Below are 21,644 nucleotides of genomic sequence, written 5' to 3' on the forward strand. Positions count from 1 at the left end.
GTGTCCGGGGCGGGCGGCTCCGTGTGTCACGCGGCGGGAGCCGTCAGCGTTCCAGGAAGGTGAACAGCTCTTCCCACCGGTCGGTGATGTCGGCGCTGGAGTACCGCTTCACCGAGTGGAAGGCGTTGTCGCCGAGCCGGTCGCGCAGTTCACGGTCGGACATCAGCACGTGCAGGTGCCCGGCCAGCTCCATCGTGTTGCCCAGCCGGGCCAGCAGCCCGTCCTCGCCGTGCTCGACGATCTCCCGTACGCCCGGCGCGCAGTCGAAGGCGGCCACCGGAACGCCCGCCGCCATCGCCTCAAGCAGTGTGATCGGGAAGCCCTCGGCCCGGGAGGCCTGGGCGAAGACCGAGGCCCCGCGCAGGGCGCCCAGCACGTCGCCGGTGCTGCCCATCCACTCCACGGAGTCGTCCAGGCCCAGCGAGGTGCAGTGCGCCCGCAGGGCCTCCTCCTCCGCGCCCGCCCCGTAGATCCGCAGGACCCAGTCGGGGTGGAGCGGCGCGGCGTCAGCCCACGCGTCGAGCAGCAGGTCGACGCCCTTCTCGAAGGCGAGGCGGCCGACGCACGCCACGACCTTCTCCGTGCGCGGGGCGGGGGTGTCGGGCATGAAGGGCAGCGGGTTCGGCATGCTGCCGACGTTCTCCATGCCCGCCCGGATCCACAGGTCCGCGTCCTCGGCCGTCAGCACCAGCAGCCGGTCGACCTCGGGGTAGTGGCGGCGGACCCGCTCGCCGCGGGTGGACTTCTGGCTGGCCTCGAACGACTCGTGGCTCATGCCGATGACGGTGAGCCCCTTGGTGTCGGCGAGCGCCACCCACTCCATCGCCCAGACCTGCGTGACGATGACCACACCGCCCGGACGGGCCGTGCGCAGCAGCTCGCTCAGCTGCTCCGCCTTGACCCGCATCTTCGCCCGCCGGGCCGCCTGACGGCGCCGCTCGGGTGCGTTCAGCCGGCCCTTGATCCCGCGCAGCCGGCGGGCCGACGGCGGGTGGGCGTCGTAGAGCGTGGTCATCGCGTACGGCAGGTCCTGCGGCAGCTTCTGCCGGATCTCCTCGGCGACCGGGGCGATGCCGACGATGTGCACGTGGTGGCCGCGGTCGGTGAACAGCCGGGCCATCTGGTGCGACCAGGTGGTCACGCCGCCGAGCTCGTCGACGTTGTTGGAGACGATGAAGATGTCACGGCCGCCCGGGGTGGTGGTCTCCTGGCTCACTTGCCGCTCCTGGTGAAGAACTTCTCGACGATCTGGCGGGCCGCGTCCCCGCGGTCGTACTCGCCGAACTCGGCGAGGAAGCGCTCGCGCGCCTGGGCGTACTTGGCGTCCGCCTCCTCGAAGGCGGCGACCGCCTGCAGGAGTTCGTCCGCCGTGGCCACCACCGGGCCCGGGGCCTTCTCCTTCAGGTCGAAGTACGTGCCGCGGATGTCCGTCGCGTACTTCTCGTAGTCGTACGCGAAGAACAGCATCGGCCTGTCCAGGACCGCGTAGTCGAACATGACGGACGAGTAGTCGGTGATCAGTCCGTCGGCGAGGGCCAGCAGCGGGGTGATGTCGTGGCGCCGGGACACGTCGAGGACACGGCCGGCCACCGACGGCGGCAGCGAGACGCTGTTGAGGTAGTGGGTCCGCACCAGCAGCGTGAAGCGGTCGCCGAGCCGGTCCGCGAACTCCTCCACGTCGAAGGGGAAGGTGAAGCCCTCCACCGCGCCGTCTGCACCCGCCCGGAAGGTCGGCGCGTACAGCAGCACCTTCTTGTCCGGGTCGATGCCGAGCTCGGCCGCCAGGGGTCCGCGGACCCGCTCACCGCTCTGAACCTCGGTCCGGTGCGCCTCGACGAGGGCGTCGTTGCGCGGGTAGCCCGTGCGCAGCAGCACCTCGTCGCGCAGCCGGAAGCCCTTGGCGAGGGTGCGGGTGTCGTGCTCGGAGCGGATCAGGAAGTGGTCGAAGCGGTCGACCGCCTCCTGGAAGCGCTTCTGGCCGGCCCGCCCCTGCGCCTTGGTGCGGGGCTCGTGGAAGCCCATGCGCTTGAGCGCGGACCCGTGCCAGGTCTGGATGTACGTGGTGCCCGGGCGCTTGGCCAGTGCCAGCGGGAAGCCCTGGTTGTCGACCCAGTACTCGGCCTGGGCCAGGGCCCGCAGGTAGGGCCAGCTCCAGCGCCGCACCAGGGTGGCCTCCTTGGGGAAGCCGGTGGGCTTGGCGCCCGCGTACGACCAGATCGCCTCGAACGGCACGCCCTGGCGCACCATCTCCTCGTAGATCGCCTTGGGGCTGTCGCTGTACTGCTTGCCCATGTGGCTCTCGAAGACGACCGTGTCCTTCTTGACCGGCAGCTTCGAGAAGACCTCGTGGTAGAGCTTCACCTTCTGCTCGCCGGAGCCCATGTTCCGGCGGGCCCGCAGCGCCTTGCGCAGGCCCCGCTTGACCACGCCGGCCGCCTTGCCCTGTATGGCGTTGTTGATCAGCGACTGGGTGCGGACGGCGGCGGCGCTCTCGGCGGTCAGGACGTAGCTGAGGTTGCCCTTCTTCGTCACCTCGGGCCCGAAGCGGTCGGAGACCAGCCGGGTCAGCCGCGGCCGCACGCGCAGCCGGGCCGCCGAGTCCAGGTCGACCCCGCCGACCGAGACGCGCGTGGTGATCCGCTCGCCTCCGGCGGTCAGCTTGAGGCGGACGTCCCAGACGGCGTCGACGATGCCGAGGGGGCGGACGGTGCTCGCGACGTCGGCGGTGCCGGTCCACTCGATCGTGTCACCGGCGTGGCGCACGGTTGCCACCGGGAAGCCGAAGGAACGCACACCGATCTGCCGGCGGGCCCTGAATTCGAGCGTGGCCTTCAGATCGGCGTCGGCGGGGATCCGGCCCAGCGGATTCACGACGGAGCCGGACAGCGTGACGGTGCCGCGGCCGTCGTCCTCGTAGGCGGTGAGGCGGTTGCCGATGGTGAGGGAGGTGAGCGGGGTGGTGTGGAAGGCCTGCTCGGTGACGTCCAGTATCCGGCGGGCCTCGGCGGCCTCGGCGGGGTCGGGGCTGTCGATGTGCCGCGCGCACCAGTAGACGCGGCCGTCGCGTTCGGCGAGCGGGGAGGTGAGCCGGCCCTTGTTGGTCATGGCGTCGGCGGCCGGGAGCAGGTTGTCCCAGTCCTCCTTGCCCAGCAGGTAGGCGCAGATCGCCTGGAGGTAGGTGACGTTCTCGTACGCGGTCGGGTCGATCCCCGCGAGGTAGCCGTTGGCCAGCCGGGCGAACTCCTGGCGGTACTCGTCGCTGAGCAGCGGCAGGTCGCGCAGGTGCAGCACCAGGTCGTGCTTGACGAACTTGGCGTCCTTCGCGGACTTGATGTCCGCGTGGCCCTCCGCCGCCAGCAGCTGGTCGACGCGGCGGTGGATCTCCATCCGGTGGACGAAGTTCGCGATCTCGTGGCGCCGGTTGCTGATCGACTTGGCGGAGGCCTTCTCGACCACGTTCCAGAAGTACACGTGGTTCGGGATCAGCGTGATGCGGCGGGCCGCCACGTACGCCTGCGCGGAGAAGAGCAGGTCCTCGTAGTGGATGCCGACCGGGAACTCCAGGCCCTGCTCCAGCAGGAACGCGCGCCGGTAGCACTTGTTCGTGGAGAGGGTGTCGTAGACCAGCAGGTCGGGGAACTCGGTGATCGATTCCAGCGTGCGCGTGCGCGAGTAGATCCAGGGGTACCACTCGGTGGTCTTCCCCCAGCGGTTGTCGAGGTGCACGCGTACGCACATGCCCGACACCAGGTCGGAGCCGGTGCGCTCGGCGGCCTGCAGCATGTTCCGGCAGGCGTTGCGCTCCAGGACGTCGTCGCTGTCGAGGAACATCACGTACGTTCCGGTGGCCTGCAGGATGCCGTGGTTGCGCGGCGCACCGCAGCCACCGCTGTTCTCCGGCAGCTGGAAGGCGCGCACTCTTCCCGGATGCGCGGCCTCCAGTTCCTGGGCGACCGCGTAGGAACGGTCCTTGCTGCAGTCGTCGACGATCACGACTTCGACCCCGTGCAGGGTCTGGTCCAGAACGGACTGGACTGCTGTCGACAGACGCTCTGCGTCGTTGTAGACGATGACGACCACGGAGACGTCGGGCACGTGCACCTCGATCCCTTCGTTTCGTTGCGTTTCGTTCAGCTCATTCCGCTTATCTCGTCAAAGCTACCGTGTACCGGTCTCGGCTCAGGCAGGCCGACCGACGCTCCACTCTCGCCGTGCATACTTCTAAGGAAGAGGTGAGAGGCCGGTCCGGTCGCCGACAATCACCCGTTCGGACCCAGCAGGAAGTGTTCATGACGAAGCTGTCCGTAGTTGTCCCTTGCTACAACGAAGAGGCCGTCATCGACAGCTTCGACGCGGAGGTCCGCAAGGTCCTGGACACCCTCCCCGTCGAGTATGAGATCTGCTACGTCGACGACGGCAGCCGCGACGGCACCCTCGGCAAACTCCGGAAGATCGCCGCGGAGCACGGCGACCGGACGCGCTACGTCTCCTTCAGCCGCAACTTCGGCAAGGAGGCGGGCATGCTCGCCGGCCTGCGCGAGGCCACCGGCGACGCCGTCGTGATCATGGACGCCGACCTCCAGCACCCGCCGGAGCTCATCGCCCGCATGCTGGAGCTCTACGGGCAGGGCCACGACCAGATCATCGCCCGCCGCACGCGCGAGGGCGACAAGAAGCTCCGCTCCGCCCTCAGCAGCCTCTACTACCGGGGCGTCAACCGATGGGTCGACGTGGAGCTCACCGACGGCGTCGGAGACTTCCGCATGCTGTCGCGCCCGGCCGTGGACGCCCTGCTGTCGCTGCCGGAGTACAACCGCTTCTCCAAGGGCCTCTTCTCCTGGATCGGCTTCGACACCGTCCACTTCGACTACCGCAACGCGCAGCGCGAGGCCGGCGAGACGAAGTGGAAGTTCGGGTCCCTGCTGAACTACGGCATGGACGGCCTGATCTCCTTCAACAACCGGCCGCTGCGGATCGGGATCTGGTTCGGCGTGTCGCTGGTCGCCCTGACCGGCCTGTACGCGCTGTGGATCACGATCATGGCGATCACCAACGGCGTCGAGTCCCCGGGTTACGTCACCCTCGTGGCGATCATCACCGGCCTGGGCGGCGTCCAGCTGATCATGCTGGGTCTCATCGGCGAGTACATCGGCCGCATCTACTACGAGACCAAGCGCCGGCCGCACTTCCTGGTGAAGGAGTCGCACGGCACGGAGCAGCCCCCGCGCGACGGCCGGACCGGTCCGGCGGCGGAGCCCGCCATCGTGGAGCGCAGCGCCCGATGAGCCGCAGGGAGCAGCTCGGCCAGATCTTCCGCTTCGCCCTCGTCGGCGGGGTCAACACCGGCACCTTCTTCGGCATCTACCTCCTGCTGCACCCGTGGATGCCGTACTTCGCGGCCTACTCCCTCGCCTTCGTGCTGGCGATGGTCGGCTCGTTCTTCATGAACACCTACTTCACCTACCGGACCCGGCCGACCTGGAAGAAGTTCTTCCTCTTCCCGCTGACGAACGTCACCAACTACGTGATCCAGTCGGCCGGCCTCTACGCCCTGGTGACCTGGGCCGGGATGGACACCCGGATCGCCCCGCTGGTCGCGGCGATCGTGGCCATCCCGTTCACCTTCCTCCTCTCCCGCAAGATCCTCGTCCCGGGTGCCGCGCGGGCCGCCGAGCCGGAGCACGCGCACGACGGCCCGTCCAGGGTCTGAAACCCCCGAGCAGCCCTTCGGGGCCACCCCGTAGATTGAGGTGGCAGGCATTTCGGCAAGGGGCAAGGGGACAGACGTGTCAGCGGCTAGGCAAGGTGTCGTGGACGCCCGCAGGATCGTGGTCAAGGTCGGCTCCTCCTCCCTGACCACCGCGGCCGGGGGTCTCGACGCCGACCGGGTGGACGCGCTGGTCGACGTCCTGGCCAAGGTCCGCAGCGGCGGCGAGAAGGAGATCGTCCTCGTCTCCAGCGGAGCCATCGCCGCCGGACTCTCCCCGCTCGGCCTGCGCCGCCGCCCCAAGGACCTGGCCCGCCAGCAGGCCGCCGCCAGCGTCGGCCAGGGCCTGCTCGTCGCCCGCTACACCGCCTCCTTCGCCCGCTACGGCCTCCGCGTCGGCCAGGTGCTCCTCACCACCGACGACACCAGCCGCCGCGCCCACTACCGCAACGCGTACCGCACCCTCGACCAGCTGCTCGCCATGGGCGCCCTCCCGGTCGTCAACGAGAACGACACCGTCGCCACGGACGAGATCCGCTTCGGCGACAACGACCGCCTGGCCGCCCTCGTCGCCCACCTCGTCCGCGCCGACCTCCTCGTCCTCCTCTCCGACGTGGACGGCCTCTACGACGGCGACCCGTCCCTGCCCGGCACCACCCGCATCGACGAGGTCCGCGGGCCCGAGGACATCGCGCACGTCTCGATCGGCAGTGCCGGCAAGGCGGGCGTGGGCACCGGCGGCATGGTCACCAAGGTCGAGGCGGCCCGGATCGCGGCCGCCGCCGGGATCCCCGTCGTGCTGACCTCCGCGAGCCAGGCCGCCGACGCCCTCGCCGGACGGGGGACCGGCACGCTCTTCCACGCCACCGGGCGCCGCTCGGCGGACCGGCTGCTCTGGCTCCAGCACGCCTCGACCCCGCAGGGCCACCTGGTCCTGGACGACGGCGCGGTGCGCGCCGTCACCGAACGCGGCAGCTCGCTCCTCCCGGCCGGCATCGCCGCGGTCGAGGGCGACTTCGTCGCGGGCGACCCCGTGGAGCTGCGCGCGGCCGACGGCCGCGCGGTGGCCAGGGGCCTGGTCAACTTCGACGCCAAGGAGCTTCCTCAGCTCCTCGGCCGCTCCACTCGCGAGCTCGCACGGGAACTCGGACCCGCGTACGAACGGGAGGTCGTCCACCGTGACGATCTGGTCCTGCTGCAGGGCTGAGGTTCGGTAAAAGCGCAGCGCGGCGGGCCGGGGACTGGTCAACTGTGAGGGGCGGGCGGACACGCGCAGCGGAGACAGGAGGCGGCTGGTGAGACGAGCGCTGACCAGCGTCGGTCCGGGGGACGGTGACGGCGGCGGTGGCGGGGAGGAGCAGGATCACGCCTCGCGCCTGTGGCACGTGACCCTGAGCGTCTCCGGCAGGCCGGCCCCGCTGTCCGAGGTCCGGCGCGGGCTGGAACAACTGGCCCACGACCACCCCTTCCTGCTGACCAGCCGGTACGCCGACGACCACGCGGAGATCCGTTACTGGGAAGAGGCCCGCGACCTCCACGACGCGGCGGCCGTCGCCCTGCGCCTGTGGGGCGAACACCGCTCCTCGGCGCAGCTCCCGCCGTGGGAGATCGTCGGCTTGGAGGTCATCGACCGCGCCACCTACCACCAACGCGTGGCCGAAGGCTACGGCCCACCCCCGGCCCACCCGGTCGGCGTGCACCCGTACTGACTCAGCCCCCGCTTTCAGCCCCGCCGGGGACCATCCAGCCCCGCCGGCGTTCGAGGCGCGGGGTCCGGGGCGGAGCCCCAGGCCTTCTCAGCCCGTCCGGCGCTTGAGGACCGGGGTCCGGGCAGCGCCCGGGGAAACGGCGAAAGGGCGGGGCGGGGAGAAGGCCCCGCGCAGCGGCCCCGCAGTCGGCCCGCGGCAGCGTCTCGCGGGGTGGAACCCCATCGGCGGGGCACCGGCGGGGGATTACCCTGGGCGGCATGACCTCGCTCGATGCCCCCACCGCCACCTCGCCCGTCATCGCCACCGCGCAAGCGGCCCGCACCGCGGCCGCCGCCATCGCGCCACTGCCGCGGTCCGTCAAGGACACGGCCCTGCTGGCGATCGCGGACGCGCTGGAGGCCCGTACGGCCGAGATCATCGCCGCCAACGCCGTGGACACGGACAAGGCCCGCGCCGCCGGCACCAGCGAGACCGTCATCGACCGCCTCACCCTCACCCCCGACCGCGTCGCCGCCATCGCCTCCGACGTGCGTGACGTCGCCGCCCTCCCCGACCCCGTCGGCGAGGTCGTCCGCGGCTCCACCCTCCCCAACGGCATCGACCTCCGGCAGATCCGCGTCCCCCTCGGCGTCGTCGGGATCATCTACGAGGCCCGCCCGAACGTCACCGTCGACGCCGCCGCCCTCTGCCTCAAGTCCGGCAACGCGGTCCTGCTGCGCGGCAGCTCCTCCGCCTACGCCTCCAACACCGCGCTCGTCGCGATCCTCCGCGACGCCGTCACCGAGGCCGGTCTCCCCGCCGACGCGATCCAGCTCGTCCCCGGCGAGTCCCGTGACTCCGTCCGCGAGCTGATGCGCGCCCGCGGCCTCGTCGACGTGCTCATCCCGCGCGGCGGCGCCTCCCTCATCAAGACCGTGGTCGAGGAGTCCACCGTCCCGGTCATCGAGACCGGTACCGGCAACTGCCACGTCTACGTCGACGCCCAGGCCGACCTGGACATGGCCGTGGACATCCTCGTCAACTCCAAGGCCCAGCGGCCCTCCGTCTGCAACTCCGCCGAGACCCTCCTCGTCCACCGCGACATCGCCGACGCCTTCCTGCCCCGCGCCCTCGACGCGCTCGCCGACGCCGGCGTCACCGTGCACGGCGACGCCCGGGTCCTGGCCGCGGCCGAAGGCGGCAAGGTCACCGCCCTGCCCGCCACCGACGAGGACTGGGCCGCCGAGTACCTCTCCTACGACATCGCCGCGGGCGTCGTGGACTCCCTCGACGACGCCGTCGCCCACATCCGCCGCTGGACCTCCGGCCACACCGAGGCGATCGTCACCACCTCGCAGGCCGCCGCGCGCCGCTTCACCCAGCTGGTCGACTCGACCACGGTCGCCGTGAATGCATCCACTCGGTTCACGGACGGTGGCCAGTTCGGATTCGGCGCCGAGATCGGCATCTCCACCCAGAAACTGCACGCCCGGGGCCCGATGGGCCTTCCCGAGCTCACCTCCACGAAGTACATCGTCACCGGCGACGGTCACGTTCGGTAGTCGTGGCCTGGACGCGGTGTGGCCGGATTTCGGCGGACACCCTGCCCAAAGGCGGCCCCCAGGTCTAGGCTGGTCCTGTGCCGGACGACGTGGGGGGCAAGCCGTTCCCGGACGACGGGGAGCCCGACGACGACCGCGGAGGCGCGGATCAGGACTTCGCCTCCGTGGTGTTCGACGAGGCCTTCGTCCGGAACGCCGAGATCCATGAACCGAGTGCCGCCGAGCGCCAGCGGGCGGCGGACCGGGCACGCGCGGAGGCCGAAGCCGCCCGCGCCGTGGCCGGCGGCTGGACGGGCGACGACGACTACGACGGATACGCCTACGGCCACCCCGACGGCTACGAGGGCGACGAACCCGGCTGGGACGACCGCGGCCCCGGCTACCCCGACGGCACGTACGGCCCGTACGGGGCCTACGGCGGCAGCCTGCGCCCGTACCGCGGCCGGGCGCCCTGGCTGCGCCCGGTCGCCTGGGTGCTCGCGTTCGTGATGGGCCTCGGCATGGTCGCGCTCGCCTTCAGCGCCGTCTACCGCAGTGCCTCGGGCGAGGCGGACCCCGCCCCGGCGCCCGCCAGCACCCCCAGGCGCGAAGTCACCGGCGTAGGCGCGTTTACGTACCCCTCCGTCCGCCAACCCTGAAGGTACGACCCCACTCGCGTACGCCGGAGTAGGGGGCTTCTCTGAAGCGGGGACAGCGGGGAGAAGCGATGGCCGTTCCAGGAGATCCGCCCAACGGCACCCCCGAAGGCACGGGCGGGGGCGACGACGAGTTCCGGTCGGACGAGTACCGATCGGTGGTGTTCGACGAGGACTTCGTCAGGGCTGCCAGGCTCCAGGAGTACTCGGCACAGGAACGCATGGGCGAACACGCCAGGGCCGTGCGCAGCCGCTCCATCTGGTCGGGCGGCGGCTCCGGGCCCCGCACCGGCACCCCCGGCCGGGGCGCCCGGCAGGGCATGCTGCTCGTGCTGCTCATCGCCACGGCCTTCTCGGCCGCCGTCTACATGGGGCTGCGCAACCCCTACGTCCCCCCGCCCGCAGGGCCCGCCCAGGCGCTCAGCAGCACCGTGGTCCCGCTCGCGCCGACGAGCGCCGTGCCCGGCGGGCGGCCCGCCGACCTGTACGCGAAGAGCCCCGCCGCCGACTACCGCGTGGGGGCGGCCGGGATCACCCTGCCCGCCGTGCGCCGCACGCAGCACTTCACCGACGTCCAGATCGTCACCGCCCTGTCCATCGCCAAGGACTACCTGGTGAATTCCTCGCTGGACCCCGACGTCCTGGCCGGAACCGCCAACCGGCCGGTGCGCGTCCTGCTCGACCCCGACCAGCTGGCGCAGTTCGACCACAGCATGACCTCGCCCGCCGGCGACGGCCGGCACGCGGAAACCGGCTGGCTGGTCCGCTTCGACCCGGCCACCGCGGTCGTGGCCGACTCCCGGGTCCGGGTGAGCGGGACCCTCGCCTACGCGGAGGTCGCTCCGGACGTGCTCGAGGTGATCACCGACCACACCTTCGTGTACGCCGTGCGGCCGGCCACCGGATTCCCGGCCGCGGCCGACGGCGCCTCGCTCTTCACCGTCCGGCGGGAGCTGCGGCTGCGCTTCGACCGGGACGACCTGGCTGCCCGGCGGCTGGAGCTGGTGGCGGCCTACGTGATGGCCGGGCCGCAGGACTGCTCCAGCGACCCGGCCGGGGGCTTCCGCCCGGTGCCGGCCGGAGCCGGCCCGACCACCGTGGGCCCGCCCGCGAGCGACCCGTACGCCACCGGCGAACCGCGGCGCGCGGCCGGGCTGTGCGGCGTACTGGCGCCCTCCGCGTACCCGGGGGAGACCTCGGTCAGCCCTGCTCCGTAGCCCCGGCCCCGTCCTTGCCCGCCGGCCCGGTGCCCGGGGCGGATCCGCTGCCGGCGCCCGTGAACTTGTCTCGCAGCTTGCCGCCCATGTCGGCCGCGCCGCCCGCGATGTCGCCGACCAGCTTGAACAGCGGGTCCTTGCTGGTGCGCACCGCGTCGGCGTAGTGCGCGGCCGACTCCCGGAAGGAGTCGGTGACCGAGGCGTCCTTGTCCTCCTCGCGGCGCGGGTAGTGGCCGTCCATGATCCGCTGGTAGTCCCGGCTCTCCGACCACTTCTTCAGCTCGGCCGCCCGGACCGTGGTGAAGGGGTGCGTGCGCGGCAGCATGTTGAGGATCTTCAGCACGGAATCGCGCAGATCGCCGCCCTTCTCGTACTCGTCGGCCTGCTCCAGGAAGGCGTCCACGTTCATCTCGTGCAGGTGGTTGCCGCCCGCCAGCTTCATCAGCCCCCGCATCGAGGCGGTCACGTCCTGCCCCACCAGCAGGCCGGCCCGGTCGGCCGAGAGCTCCGACTTGCGGAACCACTCGCGCAGAGCGGTCACGAGCGCCGTGATCGCCACATTGCCCAGCGGGATCCACGCGACCTTCAGCGCCAGATTCGTCAGGAACAGCAGGATCGTGCGGTACACGGAGTGCCCCGACAGGGCGTGGCCCACCTCGTGGCCCACCACCGCCCGCATCTCCTCCTCGTCGAGCAGCTCGACGAGGCTCGTGGTCACCACGATGATCGGCTCGTCCAGCCCGATGCACATGGCATTGGGCTTCGGGTCCTGCTGCACGTACATCTGGGGGACCTTCTCCAGGTCCAGGATGTAACAGGCGTCGCGCAGCATCGCGTACAGGTGCGGGAACTGCGTCTCGCCCACGCGTACGGAGTCCGACAGGAACAGCAGCCGCAGGCTCCGCTCCGGAAGCAGCCCGCTCAGGGCCTTGAACGCGGTGTCGAACCCGGTCAGCTTGCGCAGCGCCACCAGCGCCGAGCGGTCCGCCGGATGCTCGTACGCCCGCGAGGAGATACCGGGGAACCGCCTGCGGTCCCGCGCCGGTGCCTTCTCGAAACCCGTCTCCGTCATAGCGCCCTCCCCTGGAATGGCCTGCTTGGCCGTGCGTCTATCCTCTCCAACGCCTGAGTCGGCGTGAGCGTGCCCCAGGCCCCCGCATACGATGTGAGCGAAGTCTCCGCCCGCTCCCCGACTCGATAGGTACCTGCCTGATGAGCCTCGCCTCCACCGCCCACAACCTGGTCGTCCTCGCCTCGGAGGGGGCCGAACAGCACGGCGGCAACCACGACAGCCTGAACCCGTACCTGACCGGCGGCGGTGCCTTCGTCGTCCTGATGCTGATGCTCTGGGTCACCACGCGCCTGAACCGCGACCGCTAGACCGACCGGTCCACCGGGCCAGTAGGCTCTGCGCTCATGGGAGAGCAGGAGATGCCTACCGGTCCGGTCAAGCGCCGGCTCGGCGTGATGGGCGGGACATTCGACCCGATCCACCACGGACACCTGGTGGCCGCCAGCGAGGTGGCCGCCCTTTTCCACCTCGACGAGGTGGTGTTCGTGCCGACGGGTGAGCCGTGGCAGAAGTCGCACGGGGCCGTCTCGCCCGCCGAGGACCGCTACCTGATGACGGTCATCGCCACGGCTTCGAACCCCCAGTTCTCGGTCAGCCGCATCGACATCGACCGCGGCGGGCCGACGTACACGATCGACACCCTGAGGGACCTCAAGGCGCTGAACGACGACGCCGACCTGTTCTTCATCACGGGTGCCGACGCTCTCGCACAGATCCTGACCTGGCGGAACGCCGACGAGCTCTTCTCGCTCTCCCATTTCATCGGCGTCACGCGGCCGGGCCACGTCCTCACCGACGACGGGCTCCCCGAGGGCGGCGTCTCCCTGGTCGAGGTGCCCGCGCTGGCGATCTCGTCCACGGACTGCCGTGCGAGGGTGGCCCAGGGGGATCCCGTCTGGTACTTGGTGCCGGACGGCGTCGTGCGCTACATCGACAAGCGTGAGCTGTACCGGGGAGCCTGAGCTTCCGGAGAGAGGGGCCCCGCGGTGAACGACCGACAGGATCCGTACGACCCGTATGCCGCCCAGGAGCAGCAGCTCATCGGCTACGACGCGTACGGGCGGCCGGTGTACGGCCAGGTGCCCGCACAGCCCGTCCAGCCCGCTCCGCCCGCGCCGCAGTACGAGCAGCAGCAGTACGGCTACGACTACCAGGGCTACGGCCAGCAGCAGCCGCAGCAGCAGTACTACGTGCCGCAGCCGGCCGCCCAGGAGTACGGGCAGCAGGACTACGCGCAGGCGCCCGGCTACGGCTACGACACGCAGCAGACCCAGCAGTGGATCCCGCAGCAGACCGCCCCGCAGCAGGCCCCCGAGCAGGCCGCGCCGCAGCCTGCCGCCCCCGAGCCGCCGGCCCCGGCCGAGCGCCGGACCGCCCAGGTCCCCGAGCCGCGCCGGCCCGACGGTGAGCCCGAGGCGGGCCGGGACTACCGCACCGAGATGTTCGCCTTCATCGACCAGCCGGACGAGGACTCCGAGGACGTCATCGACTGGCTCAAGTTCACCGAGAGCCGGACCGAACGCCGCGAGGAGGCCCGCCGCCGCGGCCGCAACCGGGTGGTGGCGCTGATCGTCGTCCTCGCCCTGTTCGTCGTCGGCGGCCTCGGCTACCTCTGGTACGCGGGCCAGCTGCCCTTCCTCGACGGCCCCGGCCAGGACAAGAGCGGGGCGGCCGCCCCCGGGGCGCAGAAGCGCGACATGATCGTCGTCCACCTGCACAACACCAAGAAGGGCGGCACCTCCTCGGCGCTGCTCGTCGACAACGTCACCACCAAGCAGGGCGCCACCGTCCTGCTCCCGAACGCCCTCGGCGTCACCAGCCAGGACGGTTCCGCGACGGCGCTCGGCAAGGCGGTCGAGGAGGGCGGCCTCGGCACCCGCGAGGCCCTCGACTCGGTGCTCGGCACCCAGATCGGCGGCACCTGGCGGCTGGACACCCCCTTCCTGGAGAACCTGGTCGAGCTGGTCGGCGGCATCGAGGTCGACACCGACACCGCGGTCCCGGCCGACGACGCGGCCAAGACCCCCGCCGTGGCCCAGGGCCAGAAGCAGAGCCTGAGCGGCCCCATGGCCGTCGCGTACGCCACGTACCGCGGCCAGGGCGAACCGGAGACCAAGCAGCTGGAGCGTGTGGGCAAGGTGCTCCAGGCGGTCCTGCGCAAGGTCCCGAGCGACCCGAAGGCGGCGGCCGTGACCGTCGAGAGCATCGGCCAGATCCTCGACCCGGCCCTGAACGCGCAGACCCTCGGTGCCCTGCTGGCCCGGCTCGGCGAGCACGCCAAGGTGGGCGCGTACCGCACCGACCTCCTCGCGGTGAAGGCGGACGGCACCCTCACGGACGAGGCCAACAAGAAGGTCGTCAAGGAGGTGCTCGGCGGCTCCGTCGCCGCGGCGCAGCCCGGCGCCTCCCCGCGCGTCGGCCTCAAGGACGCCACCGGCGACGAGAAGACGCAGGTCGCGGCGAAGGCGGCGCTGTTGAACGGCGGCTACACCTTCGTGGACGGCGGCAAGGCCGACAAGACGGCGGCCGCCTCCCAGATCACGTACCAGGACGACGCGCAGCGGGACCGCGCGATCGAGGTCGCCAAGACGCTGGGGCTGCCCGAGACGGTCGTGAAGAAGGCCGAGAACGTGGTGAACGCGGAGGTCGTGGTGATCCTGGGCAAGGACTACAAGGCGTCCTGACCGGGCTCGGGCCCGGTCCCGGGGAGTGCTTTCGCCCGCGCGGGCCGTTCCGCGCGGGCGGTGTCGGCGGTACATGAGACCCTTGTAAGGATCTGCCCGCCAACCCGAAAGCATGGCCAGTGACCGCCACGGACCGCTCCATCGAGCTCATCACCGCCGCCGCCCAGGCCGCGGCCGACCGGCTCGCGCACGACATCATCGCGTACGACGTCAGCGACGTGCTGTCGATCACCGATGCCTTCCTGCTCGCCTCGGCGCCCAACGACCGCCAGGTCAAGTCGATCGTCGACGAGATCGAGGAGCGCCTGCTCAAGGAGCTCGGCGCCAAGCCGGTGCGCCGCGAGGGCGACCGCGACGCCCGCTGGATCCTGCTCGACTACGTCGACATCGTCGTCCACGTCCAGCACAGCGAGGAGCGGGTCTTCTACGCGCTGGAGCGCCTGTGGAAGGACTGCCCCGAGATCGAGCTGCCCGAGGACGCCAAGCTCACCATCGGCAAGGCCGAGGAGCACGCCAAGCTGCGCGAGGCGGCGGGCGACGACGAACTGGACGGTGATCTGTTCTGAGCGCGAGCACCTCGGGCAAGTCCGGACGCAAGATCGTCCTCTGGCGGCACGGCCAGACCGCGTGGAACCTGCAGCGGCGCTTCCAGGGCTCCACGGACATCGAGCTGACCGAGGCGGGTGTGGCGCAGGCGCGCCGCTCCGCGCGGCTGCTCGCCTCGCTGCAGCCGGATGCCATCGTGGCCTCCGACCTGCAGCGCGCCTCCGCCACGGCGGCCGAACTGGCCTCCGTCACGGGGCTGCCCGTGCACCACGACGCGGCGCTGCGCGAGACGTACGCCGGCGAGTGGCAGGGCCTCACGCACGACGAGATCATCGAGAAGTACGGCGAGCAGTACGCGGCGTGGAAGCGCGGCGAACCGGTCCGCCGCGGCGGCGGTGAGCTGGAGACCGAGGTCGCCGACCGCGCCGCGCCGGTGGTCCTGGACCACGCCGGCCGGCTGCCGCAGGGCGGCACCCTCGTCGTGGTCAGCCACGGCGGCACCATCCGTACGACGATCGGGCGCCTGCTGGGCCTGAACGCGTACGACTGGGAGGGCCTGGGCGGGCTCTCCAACTGCTGCTGGTCCGTCCTCGGCGAGGGCGCGCGCGGCTGGCGCCTGTTGGAGCACAACGCCGGCACCCTGCCGGAACCGGTGCTCGGCGACGACGACTGAGCTGCTTCCCGCCGCTCCTTGCCGCTCCCTGCCGGGGCTGCCACCCGGATTTCACTTTCCGGCTGGTCGCAGGCTAGAGTTCTTCTTGTTCGCAGCGCAGAACACCGGAGACGGGGGGAGTGCGGCGGAGAGCGGGGCTATAGCTCAGTTGGTAGAGCGCCTGCATGGCATGCAGGAGGTCAGGAGTTCAATTCTCCTTAGCTCCACAATCAGGATCCCGTCCCCAATAGGGGGCGGGATCCTTGTTTTTGTACCCTTTGCGTTTGCTGACCTGGCCCGCACCGGCATGGCAGAATCGGACCGCCGGAGGCGGGAGACGACGGCCCGACGCGGGAGGGAGTCGCTGACGGATGGGTGCACACCGGCGCCGGTGCGACTGGTGCAACAACGGCACGCCGATCGTGCGGGACATGGACCCGGTCAACCCCGACTACCAGTACTGGTGCGAGGAATGCGCGCGGGCGCTGATCATAAAAGGCGACCCGATCGAGACGTACCGCGAGCTGGAAGGGGAGCCGATCTACGGCCGGCTGCTCGACGAGCACTGCACGCTCAAGCGGTTCTATCAGTTTGCTAGAGCGTGACAAGTTGGATCAAATCGGACATGGCCCATGGTCGGTGGAAACCGATTTTTGGACCAGGGCCATGACCGTGTAATGTTTGGGACGTCGCCAAGGGGAACCGGCAAGGGAAACCGGAGCGGCAAGCGGAACAAGGGGCTATAGCTCAGTTGGTAGAGCGCCTGCATGGCATGCAGGAGGTCAGGAGTTCAATTCTCCTTAGCTCCACAGTGAGGAAGCGGGCCACCCGGATCGGGTGGCCCGCTTCTCGTTGTGCGGTCGTCCGAGCGGGCGTCACGGGTGCTGCGGTACCCTGACGCCATGCGTGCCGTACGCCTTCTGCTTACCGAGCCGCGCTGATCAGCGCCGACCTTCGAGAGGTCGGCATCGGCGCGGCGTCCCCTCCTGTGCGAGGGGTTTTTTCGTTTGGGCAGGCAGAGACGGCGAAGACGATCGATGGAGCTTCAGAAATCATGAGCGAGACGAACACCCCGGCCCCCGAGGCGGCCGAGGCGCACCGCTACACGGCTGCCATGGCCGCCGACATCGAGGCACGCTGGCAGGACGTATGGGACGCGCAGGGCACGTACGAGGCCCCGAACCCGACCGGTGACCTGGCCGGGGACCCCGCAGTGGTCGCACGGCCCAAGAAGTTCATCATGGACATGTTCCCGTACCCGTCCGGTGCGGGACTGCACGTCGGTCACCCGCTCGGGTACATCGCCACCGACGTCTTCGCCCGCCACCAGCGGATGACCGGCCACAACGTCCTGCACACCCTGGGCTTCGACGCGTTCGGCCTGCCGGCCGAGCAGTACGCCGTGCAGACCGGAACGCACCCGCGCGTGTCGACCGAGGCGAACATCGAGAACATGAAGGTCCAGCTGCGCCGACTGGGCCTGGGCCACGACAAGCGCCGCTCCTTCGCGACGATCGACCCGGACTACTACAAGTGGACCCAGTGGATCTTCCTGCAGATCTACAACTCCTGGTACGACGCGGACGCGGGCAAGGCCCGCCCGATCGCCGAGCTGGTCGCCGCCTTCGAGAGCGGCTCCCGTGAGGTCCCCGGCGGCCGCGCCTGGGCCGAGCTGACCGCGGGCGAGCGCGCCGACGTGCTGAACGCCTTCCGGCTGGCCTACGCCTCCGACGCGCCGGTGAACTGGTGCCCCGGGCTGGGCACCGTACTGGCCAACGAGGAGGTCACCGCGGACGGCCGGTCCGAGCGCGGCAACTTCCCGGTCTTCAAGTCGCGCCTGAGCCAGTGGAACATGCGGATCACCGCGTACGCCGACCGCCTGCTGGACGACCTGGACGCGCTGGACTGGCCCGAGGCCATCAAGCTGCAGCAGCGCAACTGGATCGGCCGCAGCGAGGGCGCGCGCGTCGACTTCGCGCTGGGCGACGAGGCGATCACCGTCTTCACCACCCGCCCGGACACCCTGTTCGGCGCCACCTACATGGTGCTGGCGCCCGAGCACCCGCTGGTCGACAAGTTCATCCCGGCCGCCTGGCCCGAGGGCACCCACGCGGTGTGGACCGGCGGGTACGCCACCCCGGCCGAGGCCGTCGCCGCGTACCGCAAGCAGGCCGCGGCCAAGTCGGACGTCGAGCGGCAGGCCGAGGCCAAGGACAAGACCGGTGTCTTCACCGGCGAGTACGCGATCAACCCGGTCAGCGGCCAGAAGGTCCCGGTCTTCATCGCCGACTACGTGCTGATGGGCTACGGCACCGGCGCGATCATGGCGGTCCCGGCGCACGACGCCCGCGACTTCGAGTTCGCGCGCGCCTTCGAGCTGCCCGTCCGCTGCGTGGTCGAGCCGACCGACGGGCGCGACATCGACCCGGCCGAGTGGGACGACGCCTTCGTCTCCTACGACGCCACGCTGGTCAACTCGACGGGCGAGGGCATCTCCCTGGACGGCCTGGGCGTCTTCGAGGCGAAGGCCGCGATCACCGACTGGCTGGCCGAGCGCGGCATCGGCGAGGGGACCGTCAACTTCCGCCTGCGCGACTGGCTGTTCAGCCGGCAGCGCTACTGGGGCGAGCCCTTCCCGATCGTCTACGACGAGGACGGCGTCGCGCACCCGCTGCCCGAGTCGATGCTGCCGCTGGAGCTGCCGGAGGTCGAGGACTACTCGCCGCGCACCTTCGAGCCGGACGACGCGGCCTCCAAGCCGGAGACCCCGCTGTCGCGCAACGAGGAATGGGTCAACGTCCAGCTGGACCTGGGCGACGGCCGTGGTGTCCGCTCCTTCCGGCGCGAGACCAACACCATGCCGAACTGGGCCGGTTCCTGCTGGTACGAGCTGCGCTACCTGGACCCGAACAACGCGTCGGCCCTGGTGGACCCGGAGATCGAGCAGTACTGGATGGGCCCGCGCGAGGACGCGCCGCACGGCGGTGTCGACCTGTACGTGGGCGGCGCCGAGCACGCCGTGCTGCACCTGCTGTACGCGCGCTTCTGGTCCAAGGTGCTGTTCGACCTGGGTCACGTCTCCTCGGCCGAGCCGTTCCACAAGCTGTTCAACCAGGGCATGATCCAGGCGTACGCTTACACCGACGCGCGCGGCGTCTACGTCCCGGCGGCCGAGGTCGAAGAGCGCGACGGCGGCTACTTCTACCAGGGCCAGCCGGTCAAGCGTGAGCACGGCAAGATGGGCAAGTCCCTGAAGAACGCCGTCACGCCCGACGAGATCTGCGAGGAGTACGGCGCCGACACCCTGCGCCTGTACGAGATGGCGATGGGTCCGCTGGACGTCTCGCGTCCGTGGGACACCCGTGCCGTGGTCGGCCAGTACCGCCTGCTGCAGCGCCTGTGGCGCAACATCGTCGACGAGGAGACCGGCCGGGTGACCGTCGTGGACGGGGAGCCGGGCGAGGACACCCTGCGCGCGCTGCACAAGGCGATCGACGGGGCCGGCGCGGACATGGCGGGGCTGCGCTTCAACACCGCCATCGCGAAGATCACCGAGCTGAACAACGCCCTGACGAAGGCGGGCCGCCCGCTGGAGCGCTCGGTCGCCGAGCGGCTGGTGCTGCTGATCGCCCCGCTGGCCCCGCACATCGCCGAGGAGCTGTGGAGCCGCCTGGGCCACGGGGAATCGGTGGTCCACCAGGACTTCCCGGTCGCGGACCCGGCGTACGTCGTGGACGAGACCGTGACGTGCGTGGTGCAGGTCAAGGGCAAGGTCAAGGCACGGCTGGAGGTGTCGCCGGCGATTTCGGAGGCGGAGCTGGAGCAGCTGGCCGTGACCGACGAGGGCGTCGTGGCGGCGCTGGGCGGCGCGGAGATCCGCAAGGTGATCGTGCGTGCGCCGAAGCTGGTGAACATCGTCATCTGACCGCGGTCGGACGGAGCACCCCTCCATGGGGGAGATCCCGTACGGGCAGGTTGGGGGTTCGAATGGAACCCCCAACCTGCCCGTGGCGTTTACGGTTGAGGTGACGGCAGTAAGCCGGCGGGGACTGGGGAAGGGACACTCATGGAGGCCGCGTTGATCATCTTCGCGCTGATGGTGCTTTTCGCCTTCCTCGGCTTGGGCGCGTACGCGACCGTCAAGGTGGTGCAGGCGACCAAGCGCGGAGTGGACCGGACGATCACCCACGCGCGACGGACGGTGGAGGACACCACCCTGCGGGCCAAGAGCTTCGGCCAGGTCGGGGTCACGGGCGCGCTGGCGCAGCTGCGGCTGGACCTGCGGACGTCGATGCGGTCCACGCAGCAGGCGCTGCACGAAGGGGTCCGGCTCGACGCCTCGCTGCGCGAGTCGATCGCCCTGTTCGAGCGGCTGAGCGCGCACGGGCACGAGCTGGACGACGAGCTGAAGAGGCTGGAGCAGGATCCGGACCGCACGCGGATCGCGGAGCGCCTGCCCGACCTGCGGGAGCGCACGGCAAAGATCACCCAGGCCGCGGACTCGCTGCGCTGGGCCGCGCGGGACCGTGCCAGCCGTTTCGCGGAGGACGACCTGTCCGCGCTGTCGGCGCAGATCGAGATGGAGTCCGGCGCGCTGCGGGACTGGTCGCGGGAGTCGGTGGACCACCTGGCGGCGGCGGCCGCGGAGTGGGACGCGGCGCAGCAGGCGCAGGACCCGCAGCAGGCGCAGCAGCGTGAGCAGCCGCAGAAGGCGGCGCTGAACCCGGCCGCTCCGGCGCCCGAATACCCCTGGCAGAAGACCCGCCGACCGGAAAGCACGACCTGATCGAATCAGCCCCGGCGGCGTTTGAGGCGCGGGGGTCTGGGGGCGGAGCCCCCCGGTTTCTGGGGGCACCTCCCAGCGGTAGCCGGGGGAGAAGGGGCGGGGGCGGGGAAGAAGCCCCGCACGGCCCGCCGCAAGCCCCCGCACGGCCCGCCGCAAGCCCCGGCAAGGGGCCCAGGCTGCCGTCACGCCCCCACTGGCGGTAACCTCCGCCTCATGTCCCGCCATGTCGCCATCGTCACCGATTCCACGGCCCACCTGCCCCAACCGGCCATGGCGCGGCACGGAATCACCTCCGTCCCGCTGACCGTGGTCCTGGGCGGCGAGGCGCTCGAGGAGGGCACCGAGATCTCGGCGCGCAGCCTGGCCGTGGCCCTGCAGAAGCGCCGGTCGGTGACCACTTCGCGCCCCAGCCCGGAGGAGTTCGTCCGGGCCTACCGGGCGGCCGCGGACGCCGGGGCGACCGGCATCGTCAGCCTGCACCTGTCCGCCGAGCTGTCCGGCACCTACGACGCCGCCGCGCTCGCCGCGAAGACCGCACCCGTGCCGGTGCGCGTCGTGGACACCGGCATGATCGCGATGGCCCTGGGCTTCTGTGCGCTGGCCGCCGCCGAGGTGGCCGAAGCGGGCGGTTCCGTGGACGAGGCCGTGGCGGCCGCCGAGAAGCGGGCGGCGGACATGTCCGCGTACTTCTACGTCGACACCCTCGACTACCTGCGCCGCGGCGGCCGGATCGGGGCCGCGCAGGCACTCCTCGGCTCGGCGCTGGCGGTGAAGCCCCTGCTGACGCTGGAGGGCGGGCGGATCGAGCCGCTGGAGAAGGTGCGTACGGCCTCCAAGGCCATCGCCCGCCTGGAGGAGCTGGCCGTGGAGCGGGCCGGGTCCGCGGCCGTCGACGTGGCCGTGCACCACCTGGCGGCACCGGAGCGAGCCGAGAAGCTCGCCCAGCGGCTCCGCGAGCGCATCCCCGGACTGGTCGAGCTGCACGTCAGCGAGGTCGGTGCGGTGATCGGCGCGCACACCGGGCCGGGGCTGCTGGCGGCGGTCGTCTCCCCTCGCTGATCACCGGAACGAGTGGCCCGGTTATCCACAACGGGC

At 71.0% G+C, this 21,644-nt stretch carries 19 protein-coding genes and 2 tRNA genes; 18 read left to right on the top strand and 3 right to left on the bottom strand.

Going from position 1 to position 21,644, the window contains the following annotated elements; genetic code table 11:
• Nucleotides 1-43: 43 nt before the first annotated feature.
• On the bottom strand, nucleotides 44-1,216 hold the full coding sequence (locus RIU97_RS26820) for a glycosyltransferase (protein ID WP_404960143.1): 1,173 nt from the start codon (nucleotides 1,214-1,216) through the stop codon (nucleotides 44-46).
• Nucleotides 1,213-4,101 (bottom strand): CDP-glycerol glycerophosphotransferase family protein, encoded by a 2,889-nt coding sequence (locus RIU97_RS26825; protein WP_404960144.1) that lies wholly within the window; start codon nucleotides 4,099-4,101, stop codon nucleotides 1,213-1,215. The genes RIU97_RS26820 and RIU97_RS26825 overlap by 4 nt, the downstream gene beginning before the upstream one ends.
• Before the next feature lie 188 nt (nucleotides 4,102-4,289).
• On the opposite strand from RIU97_RS26825, the gene RIU97_RS26830 reads away from it, so the two are divergent.
• The 7 genes from RIU97_RS26830 (at nucleotide 4,290) to RIU97_RS26860 (ending at nucleotide 10,809) form a co-directional block, all read left to right on the top strand.
• Complete coding sequence (locus RIU97_RS26830; protein WP_404960145.1) at nucleotides 4,290-5,285, top strand: glycosyltransferase family 2 protein; 996 nt, start codon at nucleotides 4,290-4,292, stop codon at nucleotides 5,283-5,285.
• A complete protein-coding gene (locus RIU97_RS26835; RefSeq protein ID WP_404960146.1) occupies nucleotides 5,282-5,710 on the top strand; it encodes a GtrA family protein in 429 nt (142 codons plus the stop codon). Before RIU97_RS26830 ends, RIU97_RS26835 begins: the two co-directional genes overlap by 4 nt.
• Nucleotides 5,711-5,786: 76 nt before the next feature.
• Nucleotides 5,787-6,914 carry a glutamate 5-kinase gene (gene proB, locus RIU97_RS26840; protein WP_404960147.1) on the top strand — a complete coding sequence of 376 codons (1,128 nt, stop codon included), beginning with the start codon at nucleotides 5,787-5,789 and terminating at the stop codon, nucleotides 6,912-6,914.
• Between the two features lie 34 nt (nucleotides 6,915-6,948).
• On the top strand, nucleotides 6,949-7,416 hold the full coding sequence (locus tag RIU97_RS26845; protein ID WP_319720729.1) for a hypothetical protein: 468 nt from the start codon (nucleotides 6,949-6,951) through the stop codon (nucleotides 7,414-7,416).
• Between the two features lie 257 nt (nucleotides 7,417-7,673).
• Complete coding sequence (locus RIU97_RS26850) at nucleotides 7,674-8,957, top strand: glutamate-5-semialdehyde dehydrogenase (RefSeq protein WP_404960148.1); 1,284 nt, start codon at nucleotides 7,674-7,676, stop codon at nucleotides 8,955-8,957.
• A gap of 77 nt (nucleotides 8,958-9,034) precedes the next feature.
• Complete coding sequence (locus RIU97_RS26855; protein WP_404960149.1) at nucleotides 9,035-9,595, top strand: hypothetical protein; 561 nt, start codon at nucleotides 9,035-9,037, stop codon at nucleotides 9,593-9,595.
• Between the two features lie 68 nt (nucleotides 9,596-9,663).
• Entirely contained in the window at nucleotides 9,664-10,809 is a 1,146-nt protein-coding gene (locus tag RIU97_RS26860; RefSeq protein WP_404960150.1) for a hypothetical protein, read from the top strand.
• Here RIU97_RS26860 and RIU97_RS26865 read toward each other — a convergent pair.
• Nucleotides 10,793-11,881, bottom strand: coding sequence for a M48 family metallopeptidase (locus tag RIU97_RS26865; protein WP_404960151.1), 1,089 nt, complete (start codon nucleotides 11,879-11,881; stop codon nucleotides 10,793-10,795). The genes RIU97_RS26860 and RIU97_RS26865 overlap by 17 nt on opposite strands.
• 140 nt (nucleotides 11,882-12,021) lie before the next feature.
• Between RIU97_RS26865 and RIU97_RS26870 the strand changes: the two genes are divergently transcribed.
• The 11 genes from RIU97_RS26870 (at nucleotide 12,022) to RIU97_RS26920 (ending at nucleotide 21,608) form a co-directional block, all read left to right on the top strand.
• Nucleotides 12,022-12,189 carry a hypothetical protein gene (locus tag RIU97_RS26870; RefSeq protein ID WP_327413986.1) on the top strand — a complete coding sequence of 56 codons (168 nt, stop codon included), beginning with the start codon at nucleotides 12,022-12,024 and terminating at the stop codon, nucleotides 12,187-12,189.
• A gap of 36 nt (nucleotides 12,190-12,225) precedes the next feature.
• Entirely contained in the window at nucleotides 12,226-12,843 is a 618-nt protein-coding gene (nadD, locus tag RIU97_RS26875; protein ID WP_319720699.1) for a nicotinate-nucleotide adenylyltransferase, read from the top strand.
• Nucleotides 12,844-12,867: 24 nt separating this feature from the next.
• Nucleotides 12,868-14,565 carry an LCP family protein gene (locus RIU97_RS26880; RefSeq protein WP_404960152.1) on the top strand — a complete coding sequence of 566 codons (1,698 nt, stop codon included), beginning with the start codon at nucleotides 12,868-12,870 and terminating at the stop codon, nucleotides 14,563-14,565.
• A gap of 119 nt (nucleotides 14,566-14,684) precedes the next feature.
• Complete coding sequence (gene rsfS, locus RIU97_RS26885; RefSeq protein WP_030008628.1) at nucleotides 14,685-15,131, top strand: ribosome silencing factor; 447 nt, start codon at nucleotides 14,685-14,687, stop codon at nucleotides 15,129-15,131.
• Nucleotides 15,128-15,784, top strand: a complete 657-nt coding sequence (locus RIU97_RS26890; protein WP_404962949.1) for a histidine phosphatase family protein — start codon at nucleotides 15,128-15,130, stop codon at nucleotides 15,782-15,784. The genes rsfS and RIU97_RS26890 overlap by 4 nt, the downstream gene beginning before the upstream one ends.
• A gap of 133 nt (nucleotides 15,785-15,917) precedes the next feature.
• Nucleotides 15,918-15,990 (top strand) — tRNA-Ala (locus tag RIU97_RS26895).
• 144 nt (nucleotides 15,991-16,134) lie between these two features.
• Entirely contained in the window at nucleotides 16,135-16,368 is a 234-nt protein-coding gene (locus RIU97_RS26900) for a hypothetical protein (RefSeq protein WP_008738908.1), read from the top strand.
• A gap of 131 nt (nucleotides 16,369-16,499) precedes the next feature.
• A tRNA-Ala gene (locus tag RIU97_RS26905) sits at nucleotides 16,500-16,572 on the top strand.
• Nucleotides 16,573-16,817: 245 nt separating this feature from the next.
• Nucleotides 16,818-19,688, top strand: coding sequence for a leucine--tRNA ligase (gene leuS, locus RIU97_RS26910; protein ID WP_404960153.1), 2,871 nt, complete (start codon nucleotides 16,818-16,820; stop codon nucleotides 19,686-19,688).
• Between the two features lie 141 nt (nucleotides 19,689-19,829).
• Entirely contained in the window at nucleotides 19,830-20,549 is a 720-nt protein-coding gene (locus RIU97_RS26915) for a hypothetical protein (RefSeq protein ID WP_404960154.1), read from the top strand.
• A gap of 213 nt (nucleotides 20,550-20,762) precedes the next feature.
• Nucleotides 20,763-21,608, top strand: a complete 846-nt coding sequence (locus RIU97_RS26920; RefSeq protein ID WP_404960155.1) for a DegV family protein — start codon at nucleotides 20,763-20,765, stop codon at nucleotides 21,606-21,608.
• Nucleotides 21,609-21,644 lie beyond the last annotated feature (36 nt).

The organism is Streptomyces sp. 147326 (genome assembly GCF_045000215.1).
Lineage (GTDB): Bacteria > Actinomycetota > Actinomycetes > Streptomycetales > Streptomycetaceae > Streptomyces.

Excerpts from the sequence above, each read along its gene's own strand:
- RIU97_RS26830 (WP_404960145.1), top strand. The coding sequence starts at position 4,290 with ATGACGAAGCTGTCCGTAGTTGTCCCTTGCTACAACGAAGAGGCCGTC.
- RIU97_RS26835 (WP_404960146.1), top strand. The coding sequence starts at position 5,282 with ATGAGCCGCAGGGAGCAGCTCGGCCAGATCTTCCGCTTCGCCCTCGTC.
- RIU97_RS26850 (WP_404960148.1), top strand. The coding sequence starts at position 7,674 with ATGACCTCGCTCGATGCCCCCACCGCCACCTCGCCCGTCATCGCCACC.
- RIU97_RS26860 (WP_404960150.1), top strand. The coding sequence starts at position 9,664 with ATGGCCGTTCCAGGAGATCCGCCCAACGGCACCCCCGAAGGCACGGGC.
- RIU97_RS26865 (WP_404960151.1), bottom strand. The coding sequence starts at position 11,881 with ATGACGGAGACGGGTTTCGAGAAGGCACCGGCGCGGGACCGCAGGCGG.
- RIU97_RS26870 (WP_327413986.1), top strand. The coding sequence starts at position 12,022 with ATGAGCCTCGCCTCCACCGCCCACAACCTGGTCGTCCTCGCCTCGGAG.
- nadD (WP_319720699.1), top strand. The coding sequence starts at position 12,226 with ATGGGAGAGCAGGAGATGCCTACCGGTCCGGTCAAGCGCCGGCTCGGC.
- RIU97_RS26900 (WP_008738908.1), top strand. The coding sequence starts at position 16,135 with ATGGGTGCACACCGGCGCCGGTGCGACTGGTGCAACAACGGCACGCCG.
- leuS (WP_404960153.1), top strand. The coding sequence starts at position 16,818 with ATGAGCGAGACGAACACCCCGGCCCCCGAGGCGGCCGAGGCGCACCGC.
- RIU97_RS26915 (WP_404960154.1), top strand. The coding sequence starts at position 19,830 with ATGGAGGCCGCGTTGATCATCTTCGCGCTGATGGTGCTTTTCGCCTTC.
- RIU97_RS26920 (WP_404960155.1), top strand. The coding sequence starts at position 20,763 with ATGTCCCGCCATGTCGCCATCGTCACCGATTCCACGGCCCACCTGCCC.